The 23624-nt window shown below is 72.4% G+C and carries 12 protein-coding genes; 3 read left to right on the plus strand and 9 right to left on the minus strand.

Annotated elements, in window-relative coordinates; genetic code table 11:
- Positions 1–15: 15 nt before the first annotated feature.
- The 3 genes from P3T27_RS05270 to P3T27_RS05280 all read right to left on the minus strand — a co-directional run bounded on the left by P3T27_RS05270 (position 16) and on the right by P3T27_RS05280 (position 2798).
- Positions 16–423 (minus strand): hypothetical protein, encoded by a 408-nt coding sequence (locus P3T27_RS05270; protein WP_280674668.1) that lies wholly within the window; start codon positions 421–423, stop codon positions 16–18.
- A 229-nt stretch (positions 424–652) separates the two neighbouring features.
- Positions 653–1432, minus strand: coding sequence for a hemerythrin domain-containing protein (locus P3T27_RS05275; RefSeq protein WP_280674670.1), 780 nt, complete (start codon positions 1430–1432; stop codon positions 653–655).
- A gap of 304 nt (positions 1433–1736) precedes the next feature.
- Complete coding sequence (locus P3T27_RS05280; protein WP_280674672.1) at positions 1737–2798, minus strand: alpha/beta hydrolase-fold protein; 1062 nt, start codon at positions 2796–2798, stop codon at positions 1737–1739.
- A gap of 464 nt (positions 2799–3262) precedes the next feature.
- Here P3T27_RS05280 and P3T27_RS05285 point away from each other — a divergent pair, with 464 nt between their 5' ends.
- Positions 3263–4006 carry an SDR family oxidoreductase gene (locus P3T27_RS05285; protein ID WP_280674675.1) on the plus strand — a complete coding sequence of 248 codons (744 nt, stop codon included), beginning with the start codon at positions 3263–3265 and terminating at the stop codon, positions 4004–4006.
- A gap of 123 nt (positions 4007–4129) precedes the next feature.
- Here the strand turns inward: P3T27_RS05285 and P3T27_RS05290 are convergent, their stop codons facing one another.
- The 3 genes from P3T27_RS05290 to pulA all read right to left on the minus strand — a co-directional run bounded on the left by P3T27_RS05290 (position 4130) and on the right by pulA (position 14540).
- Entirely contained in the window at positions 4130–5869 is a 1740-nt protein-coding gene (locus P3T27_RS05290; RefSeq protein ID WP_280674677.1) for a carbohydrate-binding module family 20 domain-containing protein, read from the minus strand.
- A 270-nt stretch (positions 5870–6139) separates the two neighbouring features.
- A complete protein-coding gene (locus P3T27_RS05295; protein WP_280674679.1) occupies positions 6140–8473 on the minus strand; it encodes a M4 family metallopeptidase in 2334 nt (777 codons plus the stop codon).
- A 550-nt stretch (positions 8474–9023) separates the two neighbouring features.
- Entirely contained in the window at positions 9024–14540 is a 5517-nt protein-coding gene (pulA, locus tag P3T27_RS05300; RefSeq protein ID WP_280674681.1) for a pullulanase-type alpha-1,6-glucosidase, read from the minus strand.
- Between the two features lie 316 nt (positions 14541–14856).
- Here pulA and P3T27_RS05305 point away from each other — a divergent pair, with 316 nt between their 5' ends.
- Positions 14857–15822 carry a phosphatase PAP2 family protein gene (locus tag P3T27_RS05305; protein ID WP_280674684.1) on the plus strand — a complete coding sequence of 322 codons (966 nt, stop codon included), beginning with the start codon at positions 14857–14859 and terminating at the stop codon, positions 15820–15822.
- A 61-nt stretch (positions 15823–15883) separates the two neighbouring features.
- Here the strand turns inward: P3T27_RS05305 and P3T27_RS05310 are convergent, their stop codons facing one another.
- Together P3T27_RS05310 and glnA are read right to left on the minus strand one after the other, a co-directional pair.
- Complete coding sequence (locus P3T27_RS05310) at positions 15884–18919, minus strand: bifunctional [glutamine synthetase] adenylyltransferase/[glutamine synthetase]-adenylyl-L-tyrosine phosphorylase (protein WP_280674686.1); 3036 nt, start codon at positions 18917–18919, stop codon at positions 15884–15886.
- A 242-nt stretch (positions 18920–19161) separates the two neighbouring features.
- Entirely contained in the window at positions 19162–20523 is a 1362-nt protein-coding gene (gene glnA, locus P3T27_RS05315; RefSeq protein ID WP_280674688.1) for a type I glutamate--ammonia ligase, read from the minus strand.
- Between the two features lie 163 nt (positions 20524–20686).
- On the opposite strand from glnA, the gene P3T27_RS05320 reads away from it, so the two are divergent.
- Entirely contained in the window at positions 20687–22441 is a 1755-nt protein-coding gene (locus tag P3T27_RS05320) for an NAD+ synthase (protein WP_280674690.1), read from the plus strand.
- Positions 22442–22444: 3 nt separating this feature from the next.
- Here the strand turns inward: P3T27_RS05320 and P3T27_RS05325 are convergent, their stop codons facing one another.
- Complete coding sequence (locus P3T27_RS05325; protein ID WP_280674692.1) at positions 22445–23503, minus strand: endonuclease/exonuclease/phosphatase family protein; 1059 nt, start codon at positions 23501–23503, stop codon at positions 22445–22447.
- Positions 23504–23624 lie beyond the last annotated feature (121 nt).

Below are 23624 nucleotides of genomic sequence, written 5' to 3' on the forward strand. Positions count from 1 at the left end.
AGCGTGCGGGCGGTGTCAGCCGCGGGTGACGTGCAGTTCTGCGGAGCGGTCGCCCTTGTTCGCCTTGTGCAGGGTGACCTTCGCCTGGCCGATGGTGGTCTCGGCGTCCTTGCCGACGGTCTTCCGGTCGTCGCCGACGGCCACCTCGACCGTGCTGTCGGTGATGTGGCCGACCGCCATCTTCACGGTGTGGCTGCCGCCGAAGACCTGGACGGTCTTGGAGGTGTCGGCATCGTCGGTGCGGACGACGACGTCGCAGCTGTCGTCGTCGAGGCACAGCGAGCCGCTGCCCCCACAGGCGGTCAGTCCGGCGCCGAGCGCCAGGACGGCGCCGGCGGCGAGGAGCGCCGGGCGGCGGCGGGCGGGCACGAGGCCGTGGCGGTCACGGGTTCGGTGGGAGTTCGGTGTGCGTCCTGTGGTCATGGTGTCGACGGTAGGCGGCCGGGCACACCCCGCCATCGCCCGTCGGCGGCACCCGTCCCCTGGCCGGGCCCGGAGCGCCCGGGCCACCGCGACCCCGAGGACGGTGAGGTGAATCCCCTAGGGGGAAAAGGGAGTTGGGCCTACAGGGGCAGATGCCAAGGCGATGACCGCATATGCCTCAGGCGTATGCCACGCGCGTAGATCGACGGGCCGCGAAAAGGACCGGCGGTCAGTCGCCGAGGCCGCCCAGTCCGGCGGACGGGCCCCACAGCGGCGCCATGCAGCGCTGGTAGGTGGCCTGCCAGTGCGGCCAGTTGCGGGCCACGTCGTCGTCGCACTCGGCCAGCAGCCGCTCGACCAGCGCCGGCTCCACCCCCTCCAGCAGCCACGCCAGCGCGTCCGGCGCGCCCGGACCGTCCGCCGACCGCAGCAGGTCCAGCAGCTCGCCCAGACCGCCGAGCCGGGAGCCCTCCGGGATCACCCGCTCCATCCGGGGCAGCAGTTGGCGCTCCTCGATCCGCAGGTGCGTCTCCAGCCGGGCCGCCAGGTCCTCCATCGCGTAGGCGACCGGCCAGGCGCTGCCGGTGTCCCGGCTGGCGATCCGGACCAGCGTGGTGACCCGGGTGAACGAGTGGTCGAGGTTGTGGTGGTCCGCCTCCAGCCAGTTGAGCAGCAGCCGCAGCTCGGGCGCGAAGCGGCGCACGATCGGCCAGATCCGGGTGTCCTGCTGCTCGTGGTGGCAGGTCAGCATCGCGGTCACGAAGCTCCAGTGCCGCAGCAGCGCCTCGCCCGCGTCGTCCTCGCCGGGCTGGAGCAGCCGCAGCGCGTTGGGCAGCCGGGCGAGGTCCCGGCGCAGCGCGGCGTGCACCAGCCGCAGCCCGGCGAAGCGGTCCGTCCCCGGCACCTCGTCGGCGGCCCGCACGGGCGCGGCCGCGCCCCGGGTGTCGGCCCCGGGCTCCGTCTGCGGGGGCACGGAGGGGGACGGCTGGGGCAGCAGATGGATCGGCATGGCACTCTCTTCACAACGTCGTGGGGCGGGCGGGGCCGGCCGGTGGAATGCGGCCCCATCCAAAGTGCTCACAGTCGATCAGAAGTGAATCAATGTCCGATTGACGCGCAGGTCACAGGCGTTTTCGCGGACGGCGGCGGCTCCTCGCGAAGCGCGCACCGGGTCTGCGGACGACCCGCGGACGAAGCCGGAACGCCGCGGGCCCGGAGCACCTGGTGGTGCTCCGGGCCCGCGGCGTACGGATGGCCGTGCCGGTCGGCGGACGAGTGCCCGCGCGAGCGCCCGCGCGGGTGGCGGTACCGGATCAGTCGGCCGCCGGGCCGGCCAGGTTCTTGGTGAGCCACTGCAGCGTGTCCGGGATCATCTTCTTGAAGTCCGAGGTCAGATGCTTGCCGCCGGGCTGCTCGTAGTACTCCAGGGACGCCGGCGGGGCGGCCTTGGCGACCCAGGCCTTGACCAGCTTGGTCTCGTACGGGTTGGCCCCACCCGCGGTGACCAGCATCTTCACGTCGGCCTTGCCCTGGGCGACCAGCACGTCGGGGTTGTTGGCCTGCCGCTCGGCCTCGTGGCCCTTCCACAGCCCCGAGTCGGGGACGTAGTAGCCGTCGATCGGGACGGCGGCCTTGTAGACGTCCGGGTGCTGCAGGGCGAGCTTGGCGCTGCAGAAGCCACCGGTGGAGGCGCCCATCACGCCCCAGCCGTCGCGGCCCTTCACGGTACGGAAGTTGGCACGGACGAAGTCCGGGATGTCCTGGGCCATCCAGGTGCCCATCTTGGGCTGGCCCGGGATGTCGGAGCAGTCCAGCGCGTTGTGCTCGTCGCTGTTGAAGTTCTGCACCGGCATGATCATGATGAACGGGTGGGCCTTGCCGGCCTTGACCAGTGCCTCGTTGTCCTCCTGGATCGGCAGCTGGTTGTCGGTCCAGGTGTTGTAGCCGTTGCTCTGGCCGCCCGCGAAGAGGGTGAGCACCGGGAAGCCGGTCTTGGCGTACTTGGGGTCGTTGTACTCGGGCGGCAGCCAGACCCAGACCTTGCCGGAGACGCCGGACTTCGCACCGGTCACCGTGGTCACCATGATCGGGCCCGCGGCGGTGTCCCGGGCCTTGGTCAGGGCGGCGTTCGGGCCGGTGGGCATCAGCACCTTCCCGCTGGCGACCGCAGGCTCCGCGTTGGCGGGCGCGGCCGTGGCGGCGCCGGCGGCGGTCGGTCCGCCCGCGGCGGTGCCGCTCGCACCCGGGGTGCCGGCCGCCTTGGCGCCGTCCTCCTTCCCGCCGCCGGAACTCCCGCAGGCTGCCAGCGAGGCGGCCAGGGCGAGCACGGCGGCGCCGGTCAGAACGGCGCGGGAACGGGACGACTGCCTAAGCACGGTGAGGACTCTCCGACCGATGTCACGCCCGGTCCGTCTGGCCGGGCTGTGGCCCCCCGGTGGGGCCGGACAGGCCCGGGGGCGCGGCGCTGGTGCGGTCCCCGGGGTGGTGGCGCGCCCTCCCTCGCGGTGGCGCGCCTTCCTGCGATCTTATGACGTGGGCCGGGGTGGCCCGGTTGCGTGGTGGCCACCGGAAATCCAATGTTTGTTCGCGATCAGGTAAAGACCTTCACCTCTCCCCCCGGTCGACGGGGGCCGAACGGCGGGGGCACAGTCTCCGGCCGGCCCGACCGCGTGGATTTTGGGGCCTTCGACCAGTGACGGCGGCCCGCGCATCCGCAACGATCGGCTCACGCCAGGGCCCGCGCGGACCAGCGAGCCGGGCGAACCACTACCGGACGAACCACCAGCGGGCGAACCACTACCGGGCGGACCGTCGACCCGAGCAGACCGAGGAGAGCGCCATGCCCCAGCAGATCGCCGTCGTCACCGGAGCCGGGAGCGGGGTCGGCCGGGCCGTGGCGGTCGAACTGGCCGCGGCCGGCTGGCAGCTGGTGCTGGCCGGCCGACGGGCCGAGCCGCTGCGGGAGACCGCCCGGCTGGGCGGCGCCCCGGCCGCGGTGGTGCCGACCGACGTCACCGACCCGGCCGCGGTGGACGCGCTGTTCGCCGAGGCCGCCGAGCGCTTCGGCCGGGTGGACCTGCTGTTCAACAACGCCGGCACCTTCGGCGCGGCCGTGCCGGTGGAGGACCTGGAGGTCGAGGCCTGGCGGGCCGTGGTCGACCTCAACCTGACCGGGGCCTTCCTCTGCGCCCGGGCCGCGTTCCGCCGGATGAAGGCTCAGGACCCGCAGGGCGGCCGGATCATCAACAACGGCTCGATCTCGGCGCACGTCCCGCGCCCGCACTCGATCGCGTACACCGCGACCAAGCACGCGATCACCGGGCTGACCAAGTCGCTGTCGCTGGACGGCCGCCCGTACCGGATCGCCTGCGGGCAGCTCGACATCGGCAACGCGGCCACCGACATGACCGCCGCGATGAGCGCCGGGGTGCGGCAGGCGGACGGGCGGATCGCGGTCGAGCCCACCATGGACGTGGCCGACGTGGCGCGTACCGTCCGGCACATGGCCGAGCTGCCACTGGAGGCGAACGTGCAGTTCGCCACCGTGATGGCGACCGCCATGCCGTACATCGGACGGGGCTAGGGCGTCCAGCCCCAGGGTCCGCCGGGCAGGACCCGGACCGGACGGGGAAAGCGGCGCCCCCCCGGGGGGACCCCCGTCAGGCCGGGCTGACGGGGGTCCCGGGGTCGGAGGGGTCCGTCAGCCCTACGGCCGCCAGGTGTCGTTCAGGGTGACCAGGCCCGAGGCTGGCACGGTCGCCGTCCGGTTGGCCCCGGACTCCCAGGTCACCGCGCCGCTCGCGTCCGTGCGGACGTACTTGTACTGGAAGGCGGTGCCGGCCGGCAGCGTGAGCGACAGCGACCAGACCGGGTAGCCGGCCGAGGAGAGCGGCAGTGCCTTGGCCGGGTCCCAGCCGCCGAGCGCGGGGACGTCGCCGACCACGGAGACGTTCTGGCCGTACGCGGTGGTCGCGTTGACGTTGAACGAGGCTCCGGAGGCGCTCGTCGCCCCGCCCTGGAGGTACAGGGCGACCGCGTCGCCCGCGCCGATCGTCGCGGTGAACTGCCCGTTCGCACCCACCTGGTAGGTCGGGCCGGTGCAGCCGCCGCCCGGCTGCGGGTCGCCGTGCTGGACGTCGCAGTAGGTGCCGGCCGCGAGCCCGGTCTGGAAGGTCTGGGTGATCGCGCCGCTCTCGTGGTTGATCGCCACGTAGCCCTTGTTCCCGCGGCCGAAGGCGATCGCGTTGCTGCCGTTGGACCACCAGTTGGTCACACCGGTGCCCGCGACGGCGTTGCGGAAGCCGACCATGTTGGCGATCTGCCGCCAGGCGTGGGTGCAGTTCCAGCCGTCCTGGTAGCAGGCGTTGACGGTTCCGCCGTTGGGCGGTCCGTCGTCCTTGTTGGTGAAGGCGTAGCCGGAGTAGACGTTGGGCGCGCCGTACGGCGAGGCGAGCAGGAAGACGTTGGCCAGCGTGTAGGTGCTGCCGTCGGCGTAGGTGAGGGTGGAGCCGTTGCGCTCGGTGTCCCAGTTGTCGACGAAGGAGCGCGCCTGCGCGCTCGGCAGGTAGCCCCAGGAGGCTCCCCAGGAGGCCAGGTTGGCGAGCTTGTCGCTGGTGAACATGCGCTTGAGGTCGGTGCCGACGCGAAACTCGTCGACGTCGCCGGTGCCGGTGTACTCGGTGGGCTGGACCGGCTCGCCGGCGCCGTAGATGACCTCCTGCACCCAGTAGGCCTTGGGGTTGGCCATCTTCGCCTTGATCGCGGCGAGGTCGCCGGCGGCGATGTGCTTGGCGGCGTCGATCCGGTAGCCGTCGACGCCGAGCGAGCCGAGGTCGTCCAGGTAGTGCGCGATGGTGGTCTGGACGTACGCGCTGCCGGTGTCCAGGTCCGCGAGGCCGACCAACTCGCAGTTCTGCACGTTGGAGCGGTCCTGGTAGTTGGTGATCGGCTGGCGGCAGGAGTGGAAGTCCTGGTCCTGGTAGGTGCCCGGGTAGGTGTACTTGGTGTAGGCGGTGCCGCCGGTGCCGGTGCCGGAGCCGGCCGTCATGTGGTTGACGACCGCGTCGGCGATGACCTTGACCCCGGCCGCGTGGCAGGTGTCGACCATGTTCTTGAAGGACGTCCGGTCGCCGAGCCGCCCGGCGATCTTGTAGCTGACCGGCTGGTAGGAGGTCCACCACTGCGGGCCCTGGATGTGCTCCTGGGGCGGCGAGACCTCGACGAAGCCGTAGCCCTTCGGGCCGAGCGTCGAGGTGCAGGCCTGGGCGACCGAGTCGAAGCGCCACTCGAAGAGGGTGGCGGTGACGTCCTTGCCGCCGTTGGCGGGCGGGGAGGCCTGGGCGGCGGGGGCGCCGAGGGAGGTGCCGAGCGAGAGCGCGAGCGCCGCCGAGGCGGCGAGCGCACCGGCCGCGCGGGCGGGTCGGCGGGTGGGGGCGGTGGTGACCACGTCGTCTCCTGGGGGTGGCTGGGGTGGGGCAGCCGGAAGTGAAGCCCGCGGCTGGGGTGGGGCAGCCGGAGGTGGAGCCTGCAGGAAGTTTCTGTAACTTGCCGGAAACTTGCAGCGCTGAACCTAGGGCCGCCGGGAGACAGCGTCAAGGTCCTTGGAGGAACGTTTCTTCACAACCGCGCCCGCGCCCACGACAAGGGCCCGGCGACCGTAGCCGCCGGGCCCCTCACCTGTCCTGGTTCACCGGGCCCGCGGGGGCCCGGTCCGGCCTCAGCCGGTCTGGACGGAGGTGTCGTCGATCACGAAGCTCGTCTGCAGCGAGGTGTCCTCGGTGCCGGTGAACTTCACGGTGACCGTCTGGCCCGCGTAGGACGAGAGGTCGAAGGTGCGCTGCTGGTAGCCGGCCGCGGCGTCCACGTTGGAGTAGGTCTTCAGCGTGGTGCCGTTCACCGACACGGCCAGCTTGTCGTACGCGGTGGTGCCGGTCTCGGCGGTGTCGATGTGCAGCCAGAAGCTCAGCGTCGCCTTGCAGCCGGCCGGGATGGTCACCGTCTGCGAGACCGAGTCGGTGTGCGAGGAGCCGTAGCCGTCCAGCCACGCCTTCCACGATCCGCCGTGGGCCGCCTGCGAGGAGCTGTTGTCCACCACGCCGGAGCTGGCCGTCCACGGCGCCGCGGTGCCGGTCTCGAAGCCCGCGTTGCCCAGCAACTGGGTCGGCGTGCAGGAGCCGCCACCGCCGGCCACGGTCCAGGTGAAGCTGGTGGTCCCGGACTTGCCGGCCGCGTCCTTCACCGTGACGGTCGTGTTGTAGGTGCCCGCGGTGTTGGCGGTGCCGGTGATCGCGCCGGTGGAGGCGTTGATGACCAGGCCGGTGGGCAGGCCGGTGGCCGCGTAGGACAGCGGCGCGGTGCCACCGGAGGCCTTGATCTGCAGGTTCACCGCGCTGCCGAGCGCGGTGGACTGGTTGCCCGGGTTGGTGACGGTGACGCCGCCCGGGTTGGGCAGCGAGCCGACGTTGACGGCGGCCCAGGCGGTGGCGACCGCGTTGTACTCGGCGCTGTTCGCGCCGTACAGGTCGGTGGCCGCGTTCAGGGTCGCGGTGCGGGCGGCGGCGTAGTCGGTGGTGGAGGTCATGTACGCGGTCAGCGCCTTGTACCAGACCTGCTGGGCCTTGTCCCGGCCGATGCCGGTGACGGCGATGTTGTTGACCGTCGGGCTGTTGTAGCTGACGCCGTTGATCACCTTGGCGCCGCTGCCCTCGGCCAGCAGGTAGAAGAAGTGGTTGGCGACACCGGACGAGTAGTGCACGTCCAGGTTGCCGACGCCCGAGTACCAGGAGTCGGCCGACTGGCCGTCCTTGGAGGGCTTGTCCATGTAGCGCAGCGGCGTGCCGTTGCCGTTGATGTCGATCAGCTCGCCGATCAGGTAGTCCGGCACGTCGGCGGACAGGTTGGCGTAGAACTCGACCATCGAGCCGAAGATGTCCGAGGTGGCCTCGTTGAGGCCGCCGGACTCGCCCGAGTAGTTCAGGTTGGCGGTGGCCGAGGTGACGCCGTGGCTCATCTCGTGGCCGGAGACGTCGAGTTCGGTCAGCGGGTGGGTGTCGCCCGAGCCGTCGCCGTAGGTCATGCAGAAGCAGCTGTCGTCCCAGAACGCGTTGACGTAGCCGGTGTCGTAGTGGACCCGGCTCATGGCGCCGACGCCGTCGTTCTTGATGCCGTTGCGGCCGAAGGTGTTCTTGTAGAAGTCCCAGGTGACGGCGGCGCCGAACTGGGCGTCCACGGCGGCCGACTCGCGGTTGCTGGCCTGGCCGTTGCCCCAGGTGTCGCTGGACTTGCTGAACAGCGTGCCGTTGCCGGACGTGCCGTTCTTCATGTCGGTGGTGTACTGGCCGCCGCGGGTGGCGTCCTTCAGCGAGTACGTCGAGCCGCTCTGGGTGGTGGTCAGCGGCACCTGGCCGACGAACACGCCGGTGCCGGAGCCGCGCTTGATGCCGTCGGCCTTGCTGAGCACGTCGCCCGTCTTGGCGTCGGTGACGACGTGCAGCTTGCTCGGGGTGCCGTCGGACTCGCGGCCGGCGACGACGGTCTCCCAGGCGAGCTTCGGAGTGCCGTCGGCGGCCCAGACGACCAGGCGCGGCGCGGTGTCGACGGCGGCGCCCTGCTCGGCGGCGAGCGCGGCGGCCTGGGCCTTCGGCGCGGCCTGGGCCGGCGTGGTGTCGACGCCGGTGAGGTTGGCCTCGCTGGCCTTGGTCACGCTCTTGGTGGCGCCCGCGGCGTCCTGGTGGACGATCAGGTCGCCGCCGAGCACCGGGAGTCCGGCGTAGGTGCGCTCGTAGCGCAGGTGGCGGCCGCCGTTGGCGTCCTGGACGACGTCCTTGGTGACCAGCTTCTCCTGGCTGCTCAGGCCCAGGGCCTGGGCGACGGACGCGGACTGCTGGTTCGCGGAGGCGATCAGCGCGGCCCGGGCCGACTGCTGGGTGGCGACGGCGGTCGGGGCGTCGGGCGTGGCCGCCTGGGCGATGACCGGTATGCCGGTCACCAGCAGCGCGGTGGTGGCGGCCATGACAACCGCTGCCTTCCGGGCGTGAGCGTAACGGGACATGCGGACTCCTTTTCCGACCGGTGCGGGTTCGCACGCGGTGGAGAGAACCTGGGCCGCAGGGTTGCGGCGCAGTGGGGGCCCCCGCCCGCGGTGTGCGACGGGGGTGCGGTAGCGGTGCTCACAAGTCGTTGCAGGGTTGGGAGGCGCTGCACCTGAACCGGTCAGCTGCACCGGGGGGTGGGGCCCCCTCGTCTGCAGCCGCAGGAATCGTGGCAGCAAACGAGCCGTTAATGACAGATGCATGCCACGGAATGGCCGATTCATTACCGAAACCGTATGCGCGACTGTTCGTCAGTTGTGTTACCCCATTGCGAACTCGTGAACACGGTTTTCATGATCCGGGTAAAGTTCGATCACTTCCGGATGTCACTGACCAGCGCTCAGGGCCCCCGCCCGCACCACCCGGTGTCCCGCGGCGCCGAGCGGGCGCGGCACATCACACTTCCGGCCGTGCCATCGGTGGTTTCCGGCCACCGGGCGGCCAAAACGAAGCGGGTCCCGCACCACCCCAACGGTGGTGCGGGACCCGGGAGTTCCGGTTACGGTCCGATCAGCCCTGGACGAACACCGCCACGGTGCGGCCCGGCACGGTGAAGGTGCCGGTCGCGGCGTCGAAGCCGGACTGCTTCACCACCTCGTCCGCGCCGCCCGCCTGGACCGGGTGCAGGGCCTGGCCCGTCCCCCTCAGGGCCGCCACGGTCTGCGCCTGCGCGGTCGGCGTGGCGTTGAACACCACGGTGACGCCCTTCTCGGCCCCCTTCAGCCCGGTGCCGTCCAGGTGCAGGGTGATCACCCCGGGCGTCTCGCCGGGCGTGCCGGAGAGCGGGTAGGACAGCCGCTGCTGGACGGCGGCCAGGGTCGGCAGGGAGAACAGCGGGGAGGACTGCTTGATCCGAAGGAACTGCTGGTACTGCGCGGTGGTCGCGCGGATCTCGGCCGCCCCCATGGTCAACTTCGGGTTGGCCAGCAGGGACTGCGCGGTCGACCACATCTCCTTGTTGTCCGCCGCCGGCGGCAGGCCACGGCCCCAGCCGTTGCCCTGTCCGGCGTCCCAGTGGATCGCGTTGAACCAGTCACCCGAGTCGTAGGAGTTGGCGTCCAGCGACTTGGAGCGCAGCAGGTCGCTGCCGGCCTGGGCGAAGCCCGCGCCCTGGGTGAGCGCGGTGAGCGATAGCCCGAGGGCCTGCATCCGGGCCCGGTCGGCGGGCGCGGTGCCGGTCGGCAGCTTGTAGGCGAGCGCGTCGAACAGGTCGGTGTTGTCGTGGGCGTCCACGTACTCCACCGCCTCGCCCGGCTTGGCCGCGTACCCGGTCGGGGCGCCGTTGTAGTCGACCTGCGCGCCGGTGACGGCCTTGCCCGAGCTGTCGGTGAAGGAGTAGCCGGCCAGGTTGCCGGTCAGTCCTACCTTCAGCTGGTCCATCTGGTGCAGCAGCCGGGCCTTCTGCTCCTGCGGGCTGCCGTTGGCGGGCGAGCCGTTGGGGTCGGTGTACAGGCCCGAGGCGAAGCCCTGCTGCGGGGCGGAGCTCAGCATGAAGTTGCCGCCGCGGGCGGCGTCGCGGATCCGGTCGTCGAAGGTGGCGATGCCGGTGCCGGCCAGGTTGAGCTGGGTGGCCTGCTCGAACCGGGCGTTGTTCGCGACGACGCCGAAGTTCCAGCCCTCGCCGTAGAGGAGGACGTTCCGGCCGTCGACGCCGTCGGAGTCGGGCGTCATCTTCCGCAGCGCGGCCTGCACGTCCAGCATGGTGGATTTCGGGTCCAGGCCCATCAGGTCGAAGCGGAAGCCGTCGACCTTGTACTCGCGGGCCCAGGTGGTGACCGAGTCGACCACGAGCCGGTTCATCATGGCGTGTTCGGGCGCGGTGTCGGCGCAGCAACTGTCCGTGGTGACCTTGCCGTTGGCGTCCAGCCGCTGGTAGTAGCCGGGGACGACCCGGTCCAGCACCGAGTGCTCGGCCTGGCCGCTGGCGGCGGTGTGGTTGTAGACGACGTCCAGCACCACCCGCAGTCCGGCCTCGTGCATCGCCTGCACCATCTGCCGGAATTGCACCGTGCGGGCAACGCCGTTCGGCTCGGTGGCGTACGACCCCTCCGGCACGGTGTAGTGCAACGGGTCGTAGCCCCAGTTGTACGCGTCGTCGGCGGCCACGGCCGCCACGCACTCCTGCTGCTTCGGGCCGTCCGGGGGAAGGGACTTGAGGTCGCAGGCCGGCAGCTTCTGGTCGGCCCGGTTCTCCCGGATGGTGGCGATGTCGAAGGTCGGCAGCAGGTGGACGGTGGTCACCCCGGCCTTGGCGAGCTCCCGCAGGTGCTGCATGCCGGCCGACTGCGACTCGGTGAACGCCAGGTAGGTGCCGCGCTCGGCGGCCGGGACGGTGGTGTCCTCCACCGAGAAGTCCCGGACGTGCAGTTCCTGGATCTGCTGCTGCGCCGGCGGGACGGCCTTCGGGACGGCCTGCTCCTCCCAGCCCTTCGGCTTGAGCTCCTTGGCGGCGAGGTCGGCGACCAGGCTGCGCCGGGAGTCGGTGGACAGCGCCACCGAGTACGGGTCGGTGACGGTGTTGACCACCACCTGCTGCACCGAGGGCGCCCAGACCTTCACCTGGTACAGGTAGTACTTGCCGTCCAACTCGGCCTTGTCGCGGACGACTTCCCACACGCCGGTCTCGTCGTCCAGCTTCAGCGGCAGCGTCTTCGGGGTGCCCCCGGTCGCGCTGTCGAAGACCTGGACGGACACCTCCTGCGCGGTCGGCGCCCACACCGAGAGCGCCACCTTGCCGTTGTAGTAGGCCGGGCCGAAGTCCACCCGGCCGGTGCGGCGCGCGTACAGGTCGTCCAGCACGCCCGGGATCTGCACCCCGGTGGCGGCCAGGACGGCACCGCTGGGCAGGTGTTCGGTGAACAGCAGCTGGCCGCGCAGCGCCGCCGGGACGCGGGCGGTGTCGCGGGCGTCCACGGTGAAGGCCCGGTAGCCCGCCAGGTGCGGGTACTCGGCCTTCTGGGCGTCGGTCAGGCCGCCCTGGACGGGGGTGAGCCGGATCCACCGGCCCGGCCCGGTCAGCGCGCCCTTGTCGGCGCGGATGCCGCCCTCGGGGTCGTACACCAGCTGGGCGCTGGTGCCGCCGGCCAGGGCCGCGTCGTTCGCGCCGTAGCCGGCCGGGACGACGACGGTCCTCGCGTCGATCCACTGGGCCTTGGCGCTGCCGAGGTCCACCTGCGCGGAGGCGGCGGGGTTCTGCGGCAGCAGGTAGCCCTCGCGGCCGCCGAGGATCCACACCTCGCGGCCGTTGACCGCGAAGTCCAGCGACTGGTCGGCGGGCAGGTCCTTGTCGTTGCCCTTGTGCAGGATGTAGCTGAGGCTGGTCGCGCCGGGGGCCAGCGGCACCTCGAAGACGGCGCCGAAGGCGTCGCGGCGCACCGGCGTCAGCGGCTTGCCCCAGTCGGTGGGGGTGGCGGCGCCGGTCCAGTCGTGCAGGCCCCAGCCGTCGTAGTCGCCGTCGGCCCGGTTGTAGTGGATGACGGCGGTGCCGGCGGGCGGTGTGCCGGCCGGGCCCGGGTCGGCGGTGCGCACGGTCGGGTCGCCCTGCTTCAGCCAGACCTCCCCGGCGGCGCCGACGTCGAGGTGGCGGTCGGCGTCCACGTCCTTGACGCCGTTCTTCTCGACGATGAACCCGACGTCCGAGGCGCCGGGCTTGAGCTTCACGTACGCGAAGGCGCCGTACGCGTCCCGCCCGGTGAAGGCGTGCCCGGCCGGCCACTGGGTGGCCTCGCCGTCGGCGAGGTCGCCCCAGGCGTAGAGGTTCCAGCCGTCGTAGTCGCCGTCCGGCCGGTTGTAGTGGACGACGGCGTACGGGCGGGCGCCGGCCGTGGGCACCGGCTTGGGCGCGGGGGCGCCGGTGGTGAAGCTCGCGGTGGCGGAGCGCAGCCGGCCGCTGGAGTCCTGGACGACGGCCTTGTAGCGGACGACCGTGCCGGGGGCGGCGGCGCTCAGGTCCTGGGTCACGGCGAAGAGTCGTCGGCCGTCGGGGCCGGAGGTGCCGGTGTCGGCGGTGCCCAGGGTCTGCCAGGGCCCGTTGCCGATCTGGGCGGCGAAGCTGACCCGGTCGAAGCCGCCGCCGTCCGCCGCGGCGCCGACGGTGACGGTGCCGCTCGCACCGTCCGCCGGCGGCCGCACCGCGAGCTGCGGCGCCGCCGTGGTGGGCGCCGGCTTGGCACCGGCCTTGAACACCACCGAGGAGAGCGCCGGCACGGTGACGGTGACCTTGCGGTCGGCCCCGCTGGTCGCCCGCTCCCCCGCCGCCGGGTAGATCCGGTCGAAGGCCGCCCCGGCCGAGAAGGTGTCCAGGGTGACGGTCTTCGCCTCGGCGGCGTTGTTGACCGCCACCAGGTACTCGATCTGCTGCCCGGCGTCGATCCGGGAGAAGGCGTACACGCCCGCGCCGTCGGCGGCGTAGCGCTCGATCTGGGCGCCGTCGGCGAGCGCCGGGTTCTCCCGGCGCAGTTCGGCCAGCGCGGCGACGTCCTGGTAGAGCCCGCCGTCCTGTCCGTACCGGTCGGCCGGGCCGGGGGTGCCGCCGAGCACCCGGTCGCTGTTGTACGAGGGCGTCCTGGAGGCGAACATGTCCTGTCGGGCGTCCTGGTCGCCGCCCGCGCCGGTGAAGCCCTGCTCGTCGCCGTAGTACAGGACGGGCTGGCCCCGGGTGAGGAACTGCAGCTCGGTGCCGAGCCGGTCCTTCTTCAGCAGGGTGGCCTCGTCGGCACCCGGGTTGTCGGCGAGCAGGAAGGAGCCGAACCGGCCCATGTCGTGGTTGCCGAGGAAGGTCGGCAGCTCGTACGCGTCGGTGTCGGCGGTGGTGTAGCGGTAGTCCTGGGCGTAGACGTCGGAGAGGTTCCGCGCCGAGCCGCCCTGGGAGACGTAGGAGCGGGCCGCGCCCTGGAACGGGAAGTCCAGGGTGGCCTGGAGCCTGCCCTTGGTGACGTACGGCGAGGTGATCGCCGGGTCGCCGGAGTAGACCTCGCCGAACATGAAGAACTTCTTGTTCCCCTGCTTGGCGGCGAAGTCCTTGAGCGCGGGCGCCCACTGCTGCCAGAAGGCCATGTCGACGTGCTTGACGGTGTCGATCCGGAAGCCGTCCACGCCGGCGTCCTTGACCCACTGCTGGTAGACCTTCTCGAAGCCCTTCACCACCCGGGGGTTCTGGGTGTCGAGGTCGTCCAGGCCGCTGAAGTCGCCCTCGGTGGCGGATTCGCCGATGAAGGTCGAGTCGCCGCGGTTGTGGTAGAGCGCGGGGTCGTTGAGCCAGGACGGGGTCTTGGCGCCGGCGTCGGCGGGGGTGCGGAAGACCGGGGTGTAGGGGAAGGAGTCCTTGGTCAGCCGCGGCCAGGGCGCCCCGGCGTCGGCGATCGCGGTCTCGTCGACCGGCTTGCCGTCCGCGTCGAGCGTCGGGTAGGCGCCGACGGAGCGGTAGGCGTGCTGCTGCTCGGCGTCGTCGATCACGTCGGCGGTGTGGTTGGTGATGACGTCGAAGAAGACCTTGATGCCGCGGGCGTGCGCCTTGGCTATCAGGTCCTTGAGCTGCTCGTTGGTGCCGAAGTGCGGGTCGACCTGGGTGAAGTCGGTGATCCAGTAGCCGTGGTAGCCGGCCGACGCCTGCGCGCCGCTGCCCTGCACCGGCTTGTTCTTGAAGATCGGGGCCATCCAGATCGCGGTGGTGCCGAGGCCCTGGATGTAGTCGAGCTTCTGGGTCAGGCCGGCCAGGTCGCCGCCGTGGTAGAAGCCCTTGTCGGCGGGGTCGAAGCCGTGGTCCAGCCGCCCGCCCGTGATGCCGCCGGTGTCGTTGGCGGGGTCGCCGTTGGCGAAGCGGTCGGGCAGGACGAAGTAGAACTGCTCGCGGGTGAGGTCGTGCCGCCCGGCGGTGGCCGCCAGGGCGGCGTCCGAGGGCGGGGCCGGCGCGGCGGCGGCGAGGGCCGCGGGGGCGCTGCCGAGGGTGGCGGCGGTCAGGGCGGCGGCCAGCAGGACGGCCGTGCGGCCGGGTCTGCGTCGGGGGCGGAGCGGCGGCGTATCGGCCACTGAGGGTCTCCCTTAGGGGAAGGGCGATCGAGTTCCCAGGAAGCTAGCGGCCTGCAATATGTTTCAGCAAGATGCAGAAACCGTTTCGTGCCGGGAAAATCCAGGCCTCCGGCCCGTGCCGCCACCCCGATTACTCCCTTCAGGCGGTCGGCATGACAATGGGACGTATGTCCGTCCCACCGGTAAGCACCAGACTCGACCGCACCCCCTACCCCGGTGGGAGCCGCCCCCTACCCCTCAAGGGGGACAGCCGGTGAAGAATCCACTGCCAGGGGATGATCGGACGGCGACAGGACGTCTGGCAGACTTCTCGTCCATGGGGGAACCGACCGAGATCCAGCAAGGCCGCGCCAGGCGTGCCGAGGCGGCGCACGGTGACGGTTCCGGAGCACGGCCGGCCTCTTCGGAACGCCTGCCCGACGGAGCCACCCGCGCCACCCGGACCCGCGCCGCCGCGCTGCGCGACCGCATCCGCGACCAGCGGCGCTCGCCGGCCCGACCGAGGGTCTGGTTCGAACTGGCCCTGATCGGGATCAGCTACTGGATCTACTCGATCGTCCGCAACGCCGTCCCGGAACAGGAAGCGATAGCCCAGAAGCACGCGCGCTGGATCTGGGACCTGGAACACTCCCTCGGCATCGCCGTCGAGCGCTCGATCAACCACGGCGTCGACAGCATCGGGTGGCTCATCACCGGGATGAACTACTACTACGCGACGCTGCACTTCGTCGTGACGATCGGCGTGCTGATCTGGCTGTACCGCCGCCACCCCGGCCGCTACGCCGCGGCCCGCGCCGTGCTGTTCATCACCACCGGGATCGCCCTGGTCGGCTTCTACGGCTTCCCGCTGGCGCCGCCCCGGCTGATGACCGACGGCGGGTTCATCGACACCGTGAAGGTCCACGGCACCTGGGGCTCGATGGCCTCCGGGCCCGCCGCGCACGTCTCCAACCAGTTCGCGGCGATGCCCTCGATGCACATCGGCTGGTCGATGTGGTGCGGGCTGGCCATCTTCTGCCTGGCCCGCCGGACGTGGGTCAGGGTGCTCGGACTGCTCTACCCGGCGGCCACCCTGGTGGTCATCGTCTCGACCGCCAACCACTTCTGGATGGACGCGGTCGTCGGCGAGCTCTGCCTGGCCCTGGGCTTCCTCGCCGCCCGCTGGCTGTACCACTCCTGGGTCTACAAGCTGCCCCAGGTGCCCGCCCGGGAGCCGGTGGAGGAGCCGATCACCGTCCCCGAGCAGTGGAGCGAACAGGCGGTCGGCAGCGCACGGCGCTAGCCCGCAGGACGAAGGAGCACGCGAGAGGGGCCCCGGTCGGGGCCCCTCTCGCGTGCTCGGCTCAGCCGCCGTAGAAGAGCCGCTCCACCACCGCCCGGGCCCGCCGGGTGGTCCGCCGGTAGTCGTCCACCAACTCGCCGCTGTGACCGGCGCCGTACCCGAGGTAGCGGGCCACCCCGGCCAGCTCCCGGGCCTCCCCGGGGAAGCTGTCGCCGGGCCGGCCACGGACCAGCATCACCGCCGAGCGCACCCGGGAGGCCAGCACCCAGGCCGCGTCCAGCACCTCCGCGTCCGCCCGCCCGACCAGCCCGGCCTCGACGGCGGCCGCCAGCGCGGCCCTGGTCCGGGTGGTGCGCAGGGCCGGCAGCTCGTGCCCGTGCTGGAGCTGGAGCAGCTGCACCGTCCACTCCACGTCGGCCAGCCCGCCACGCCCGATCTTGGTGTGCGTGGTCGGGTCGGCGCCGCGCGGCAGCCGCTCGGCCTCGATCCGCGCCTTGATCCGGCGGATCTCCACCAGGTCCCGCTCCGGCACCCCGGCGCCCGGGTAGCGAAGCGGGTCGATCAGCTGCCGGAACCGGGCGCCCAGCTCCTCGTCCCCGGCCACCGGATCGGCGCGCAGCAGCGCCTGGCTCTCCCAGGCGTGCGACCAGCGCCGGTAGTACGCCGCGTACGAGGACAGGGTGCGCACCAGCGGGCCGCTGCGCCCCTCCGGCCGCAGGTCGGCGTCGACCAGCAGCGGCGGCTCGGTGGACGGCGCGCCGAGCAGGGTCCGCAGCTCGTGGCAGACCGCCTGGGCGGCCCGGGCGGCGTCCTGCTCCAGCGAGCCGAGCAGCGACTCGTGGACGAAGAGCACGTCCGCGTCCGAGCCGTAGCCCAGTTCGCGGCCGCCGAACCGGCCCATCGCGATCACCGCGATCCGGGTCGGCAGGTCCCCGTGCTCGGCCTCCCAGCCGGCCACGCAGGCCCGCAGCGCGCCCTGCAGGGTGGCGGCGTTGAGCGCGGTCAGCGCCTCCCCCGCCGTGTCCAGCGCCTCGGCCGGGTCCTCGTCGAGCCGGCCGAGGACGTCCGCGGCGGCGGTCCGGAACAGCTCCCGGCGGCGCACCGAGCGGGCGGCGGCGACGGCCGCGGCGGTGGACCCGGCCCGGCCGACGGCGGCCAGTATCTCCTGCTCCAGGGCGGGCCGGCCGCGCGGCGCCAGGCCCTGCGGATCGCCCAGCATGGCGACCGCCTCGGGGGCGCGCAGCAGCAGGTCGGGGGCGAGCCGGCCGGCCGACAGCACCCGGGCCAACTGCTCGGCCGCGGCGCTCTCGTCGCGCAGCAGCCGCAGGTACCAGGGGGTGCGGCCGAGCGCGTCGGAGACCTGGCGGAAGTTGAGCAGCCCGGCGTCCGGGTCGGCCGAGTCCGCGAACCAGCCGAGCAGCACCGGCAGCAGGGTGCGCTGGATCGCGGCCTTGCGGCTCACCCCGGAGGCGAGCGCGCTGAGGTGGCGCAGCGCGGCGGCCGGGTCCGCGTAGCCCAGTGCCTCCAGCCGGGCCCGGGCCGCGTCCGGGGTCAACCCGGCGGCGCCCGGCGGCAGTTCGGCGACGGCGTCGAGCAGCGGGCGGTAGAACAGCTTCTCGTGCAGCCGCCGGACCTCCACCGCGTGCCGCTTCCACTCGCGCTGCAGGGCGGCCACCGGGTCGGAGCGGGTGTCGTCGTTGATCAGCGCGGCCAGCGAGCGGGCCAGCCGGCGCAGGTCCTCGGCGCCGGTGGGCATCAGGTGGGTGCGGCGCAGCCGGTACAGCTGGATCCGGTGCTCCAGCGAGCGCAGGAAGCGGTAGGCGGTGTCCAGCGAGACGGCGTCCGCCCGGCCGACGTACCCGCCGCGGGAGAGCGCGGCCAGCGCCTCCAGGGTGTTGCCGCTGCGCAGCGCCGGGTCGGTGCGGCCGTGCACCAGCTGGAGCAGCTGGACGGAGAACTCGACGTCGCGCAGCCCGCCCGGGCCGAGCTTGAGCTGGCGGTCCAGTTCGGTGGCCGGGATCGAGTCGATCACCCGGCGGCGCATCTGCTGCACGTCGGTGACGAAGTTGTCCCGGGCGGCGGCCTGCCAGACCATCGGGGCCAGCGCCTCGACGTAGGCGGCGCCGAGGTCGGCGTCCCCGGCGACCGGGCGGGCCTTGAGCAGCGCCTGGAACTCCCAGGTCTTGGCCCAGCGCTGGTAGTAGGCGAGGTGGCTGGCCAGGGTGCGCACCAGCGGGCCGTTGCGGCCCTCGGGGCGCAGGTTGGCGTCCACCGGCCAGATGGTGCCCTCGCCGGTGGTGTCCGAGCAGAGCCGGGTGAGGAGGGCGGCGAGCCGGGTGGCGGCCTTGACGGCCTCGTGCTCGTCCACGCCCTCGTGCGGCTCGGCGACGAAGATGACGTCCACGTCCGAGACGTAGTTGAGTTCGCGGCCGCCGCACTTGCCCATCCCGATCACGGCGAGCCGGCAGGCCCGGGCGGCGTCCGGGTCCTGCTCGGCGGCGAGGTCCAGGGCGGTCTGCAGGGTGGCGCCGGCCAGGTCGGCGAGTTCGGCGGCGGTCTGCGCGAGGTCGGCGGTGCCGGTCAGGTCGCGGGCGGCGATGGCGAGCAGGCAGCGGCGGTAGGCGATGCGCAGCGCGTCCGCCGGGCTGCGGCCGCCCGCCTGGCCGCTGCCCTGGACGCCCTCGGCGAGCGCGCGGCGGAAGTCCTCCGGGCCGGGGTGCATGTCGCGCAGCTCGAAGGTGACCAGCACGTGCCAGTCGTGCGGGTGCCGGGCCAGGTGGTCGGCGAGCGCGGTGGAGACGCCGAGCACGCCGAGCAGCCGGTCGCGCAGCGGCTTGGAGGTGGTGAGGGTGTCGCGCAGGGTGTGCCGCTCGGCCTCGTCGGCGGCCTCCAGCAGCCGGGCCAGGCCGAGCAGGGCGAGGTCGGGGTCGGCGGTGGCGCCGAGCGCGTCCAGCAGCACGGGGTCCTCGGCCAGGCCTTCCAGGCCGGGCCCGGCCAGCAGCCGCACCGCCTGCGCCGGGTCGGTGAACCCGCGCCGGACCAGCCTGTTCTCCGGCCGGCTGACCCGGCTCCCGGCCCGCTGTTCCTCCACCGCCATCGCCCCTCCGTCCGTCCGCCCCAGCAGGTTACGCGCCCTGGCGGTCCGGCGCCGGACACGACCGGCGGACACGACCGGCGGACACGACCGGCGGACACGACCGGCGGACGGATCCACCCGCCGGGCGCCGAGGCCAGGTCATCGCATTCCGCCGTGGCGAGACGATCCACCCCACCGGAGGGCCCGCTGTCATCCGGTCGAACGACAACGGGCCCGAAGCCGTTTGAGAAGCCGTCAAGCGCTCACAGCACCTGGAGGTTCTTGCGCAGCTCGAACGGCGTCACCTCGGAGCGGTACTCCTCCCACTCCTGGCGCTTGTTGCGCAGGAAGAAGTCGAAGACGTGCTCGCCGAGGGTTTCGGCGACGAGTTCGCTGCGCTGCATCAGGTCGATCGCCTCGCCGAGGTTCTGCGGCATCGGCTGGATGCCGAGCGCGCGGCGCTCGGAGTCGGACAGGGCCCAGACGTCGTCGTCGGCGCCGGGCGGGAGCTCGTAGCCCTCCTCGATGCCCTTGAGGCCGGCCGCGAGGGTGACGGCGTAGGCGAGGTAGGGGTTGCAGCCGGTGTCCAGGGAGCGGACCTCGACCCGGGTGGAGCCCTGCTTGCCGGGCTTGTACATCGGCACCCGGATCAGCGCCGAGCGGTTGTTGTGGCCCCAGCAGATGTAGGACGGGGCCTCGCCGCCGGCGCCGGCGGTGCGCTGGGAGCCGCCCCAGATGCGCTTGTAGGAGTTCACCCACTGGTTGGTGACGGCGGCGGTCTCGGCGGCGTGCTTGAGCAGGCCGGCGATGAAGGAGCGGCCGACCTTGGACAGCTGGTACTCGGCGCCGGACTCGTGGAAGGCGTTGCGGTCGCCCTCGAACAGCGACAGGTGGGTGTGCATGCCGGAGCCGGGGTGGTCGGAGAAGGGCTTGGGCATGAAGCTGGCGTGCACGCCCTGCTCCAGCGCGACCTCCTTCATGACCAGGCGGAAGGTCATGATGTTGTCGGCGGTGGACAGCGCGTCGGCGTAACGCAGGTCGATCTCCTGCTGGCCGGGGGCGCCCTCGTGGTGGGAGAACTCCACCGAGATGCCCATCGACTCCAGCATGGTGATGGCCTGGCGGCGGAAGTCGTGGCCGACCCCGCGCGGGGTGTGGTCGAAGTAGCCGGACTGGTCGGCCGGGATCGGCGGGGTGCCGTCGCCGGGCAGGTTCTTCAGCAGGAAGAACTCGATCTCGGGATGGGTGTAGAAGGTGAAGCCCTGGCCGGAGGCCTTCTCCAGGGTGCGCTTGAGCACGAACCGGGGGTCGGCGTAGGAGGGCGAGCCGTCGGGCATCAGGATGTCGCAGAACATCCGGGCGGTGCCCGGGGTCTCCGAGCGCCACGGCAGGATCTGGAAGGTGGTCGGGTCCGGCTTGGCGATCATGTCGGATTCGTACACCCGGGCGAAGCCCTCGATCGCCGAGCCGTCGAAGCCGATGCCCTCCTCGAAGGCCTGCTCCAGTTCGGCCGGCGCCACCGCGACCGACTTCAGGAACCCGAGCACGTCGGTGAACCACAGCCGGACGAACCGGATGTCACGCTCCTCAAGCGTCCGAAGCACGAACTGCTGCTGCTTGCCCATGGGGACAGTCTCACCTCTGCTCTTTACGCTTGTGTTACGCCCGGAAGACCCCCGAAAGCGACTGACCCCATCATGGCCGATCATCGCCCGGGACGGCAGTGCCGGGCCCGGCCCGACCCCCCGGGCAGCACATTGCGTCAGATCGACGATTACACTCGGGGGCATGCCCAATCTCCGTCTCGCCCTGAGCCAGATCGACCCCTGGGTCGGTGACATCGCCCGCAACAGCGATGAGGTGGTGCGCTGGACCAAGCAGGCCGTGGAGGCCGGCGCCCAGCTGGTCGCCTTCCCCGAGATGGCCCTGACCGGCTACCCGGTCGAGGACCTCGCCCTGCGCCGCTCCTTCGTCGAGGCCTCCCGTGGCGCGCTGGTCGAGCTGGCCGGGCGGCTGGACGCCGACGGATTGGGCGGGGTGCCGGTGGTGGTCGGCTACCTCGGGCGCTCGGAGCACGCCTCGCCGCGGTTCGGCCGCCCGGCCGGCTCACCGCAGAACTGCGCCGCCGTGCTGCACCGGGGCGAGGTGGTGACCCGCTTCGCCAAGCACCACCTGCCCAACTACGGCGTGTTCGACGAGTACCGCTGGTTCGTCCCGGGCGACCAGCTGCCGGTGCTGCGGCTGCACGGGGTGGACGTCGCGCTGGCCATCTGCGAGGACATCTGGCAGGACGGCGGCCGGGTCACCGCGGCCCGCGAGGCCGAGGCCGGGCTGCTGCTGGTGATCAACGGCTCGCCGTACGAGCGGAACAAGGACGACCAGCGGCTGGAGCTGGTGCGGCGCCGGGCCGCCGAGGCCGGCTGCCCGCTGGCCTACGTCAACATGGTCGGCGGCCAGGACGAGCTGGTCTTCGACGGCGACTCGATCGTGGTCGGCGCGGACGGTGAGGTGCTGGCCCGCTCGCCGCAGTTCGAGGAGCACCTGCTGGTGCTGGACCTCGACCTGCCGGCCGCCGGCAGCGACCACACCGACGGCCTGCTGCTGAGCGACGGGCTGCACCTGGTCCGCACCGACCTGGGCGGCGAGCCGCAGGCCGCGCCCGCCTCGGCGGCGGCCGCCGAGGTCGCGCCGCGGCTGTCCGACGAGGCCGAGATCTGGGCCGCGCTGGTCGCCGGCACCCGGGCGTACGTCGCCAAGAACGGCTTCAGGTCGGTGCTGATCGGCCTCTCCGGCGGCATCGACTCGGCGCTGGTGGCCGCCATCGCGGTGGACGCGATCGGCGCCGAGAACGTGTACTGCGTCTCGATGCCCAGCCGCTACTCCTCGCAGCACTCCCGGGACGACGCGGCCGAGCTGGCCCGCCGGACCGGCCTGCACTTCCGGACCGTCTCCATCGCCCCGATGTTCGACGCGTACATGGGCGCCACCGAGCTGACCGGCCTGGCCGAGGAGAACCTGCAGTCCCGGCTGCGCGGCACCCTGCTGATGGCGATCTCCAACCAGGAGGGGCACATCGTGCTCGCGCCCGGCAACAAGAGCGAGCTGGCCGTCGGCTACTCGACCCTCTACGGCGACTCGGTGGGCGCGTTCGGGCCGATCAAGGACGTCTACAAGTCGCTGATCTTCCGGCTGGCCCACTGGCGCAACGAGGAGGCCCAGCGGCGCGGCGAGGTGGCGCCGATCCCGGAGAACACCATCTCCAAGCCGCCGTCCGCCGAGCTGCGGCCGGACCAGAAGGACAGCGACTCGCTGCCCGACTACGACCTGCTGGACAGCGTGCTGGCCCGCTACATCGAGGGCGACGAGGGGCGGGACGCGATCGTCGCGGCCGGCTTCGACCCGGCCGTGGTGGACCGGGTGGTCCGGCTGGTCGACACCGCCGAGTACAAGCGGCGGCAGTACCCGCCGGGCCCGAAGATCTCGGTCAAGAACTTCGGCCGAGACCGCCGCCTGCCGATCACCAACCGCTGGCGCCGCGGCTGACCGTCACGAGGAGTACCGGTAGGTGGCGGCCACCGCGAGGTGGTCGCTGCCGTCCCGGGGCAGGGTCCGGGAGTCCACCGGCTTGAGCCCGCCCTTGCTCATGATCTGGTCGATCCGGGCCATCGGGAAGCTCGACGGCCAGCTGAAGCCGAAGCCGTCCCCGGCGGCGCCCTGGGCCGAGCGCATCTGCGAGGTGACTGGCGCCAGGCTGCGGTCGTTCATGGTGCCGTTGAGGTCGCCGAGCAGCAGGACCTTCTTCAGCTGCTCTGCCTGGATCGCGTCGCCGAGCGCCTGCGCGCTGACGTCCCGCTGGTCGACGGTGAAGCCGCCCTCGGCCTTCAGCCGCACCGACGGCAGGTGCGCGACGTACACCGCGACCGGGCCCTGCGGGGTGGTGACCTCGGCCCGGAACGCCCTGGTCCAGCCCATCTTGAGGTCCACCGGCGAGACTCCGCCGATCGGGTACTTCGACCAGAGGCCGACCGTCCCCTCCACCGCGTGGTACGGGTACGCCTCGGCGAGCCCGCTCTCGTAGCCGCGCAGCGGCTTGCCGGCCAGTTCCTGGAGGGCGACGATCTGGGCGCCGGAGGCCACCAGCCCCCGGACGGTGCCCGGCACGTCGGTGTTGGCGGCGGCGACGTTGTGGCTGACCACCGTCCAGTCGCCGGAGCCGCCGCTCTTGTCGGTGAGCAGGCCGCCGAACAGGTTGAGCCAGACCGCGACCGGCAGCAGCAGGGCGATCAGCGCGGTGGCCGAGCGGCGCAGCAGCGCGGGGACCAGCAGCACCGGGACGGCCAGGCCCAGCCCGGGCAGGAAGGTCTCCAGCAGGCTGCCGAGGTTGCCGACGCTGTTGGGGACCTCGGCGTGGAAGGCCATCGACGCGGCGGTGAGCGCGGCCAGCACCGCGAGCACCAGTCCGCGCCGCCAGGTGGTGGCGCCGCGGCCGTCCCGGCCCCAGTGCCGCAGGCCCAGGAAGCCTCCGGGACGGCCCGCGGGGGCCGGGGCGCTCTCCTCGCCCCAGGGCCCGGCCGTGCTCCGGTCGGTCCTGTCCGCCTGCGTCATCCGTGGCTCCCGTCGTTCGTGCCGTCGCCGGTCCGGTGTCCGGCCCGTGCGGTTACGGGCGGGGTGCCGGACTGGTGCCGGTTTGGTCGGATACCCGGCTCAGCCTATGCCGGGACAGACG

Origin of the sequence: Kitasatospora sp. MAA19 (assembly GCF_029894125.1) — a bacterium.
Classification (GTDB): domain Bacteria; phylum Actinomycetota; class Actinomycetes; order Streptomycetales; family Streptomycetaceae; genus Kitasatospora.

Coding starts and splice junctions, on each gene's coding strand:
- P3T27_RS05285 (WP_280674675.1), top strand. CDS start 3,263: ATGCCCCAGCAGATCGCCGTCGTCACCGGAGCCGGGAGCGGGGTCGGC.
- P3T27_RS05270 (WP_280674668.1), bottom strand. CDS start 423: ATGACCACAGGACGCACACCGAACTCCCACCGAACCCGTGACCGCCAC.
- P3T27_RS05325 (WP_280674692.1), bottom strand. CDS start 23,503: ATGACGCAGGCGGACAGGACCGACCGGAGCACGGCCGGGCCCTGGGGC.
- glnA (WP_280674688.1), bottom strand. CDS start 20,523: ATGGGCAAGCAGCAGCAGTTCGTGCTTCGGACGCTTGAGGAGCGTGAC.
- P3T27_RS05295 (WP_280674679.1), bottom strand. CDS start 8,473: ATGTCCCGTTACGCTCACGCCCGGAAGGCAGCGGTTGTCATGGCCGCC.
- P3T27_RS05310 (WP_280674686.1), bottom strand. CDS start 18,919: ATGGCGGTGGAGGAACAGCGGGCCGGGAGCCGGGTCAGCCGGCCGGAG.
- P3T27_RS05275 (WP_280674670.1), bottom strand. CDS start 1,432: ATGCCGATCCATCTGCTGCCCCAGCCGTCCCCCTCCGTGCCCCCGCAG.
- P3T27_RS05305 (WP_280674684.1), top strand. CDS start 14,857: ATGGGGGAACCGACCGAGATCCAGCAAGGCCGCGCCAGGCGTGCCGAG.
- P3T27_RS05320 (WP_280674690.1), top strand. CDS start 20,687: ATGCCCAATCTCCGTCTCGCCCTGAGCCAGATCGACCCCTGGGTCGGT.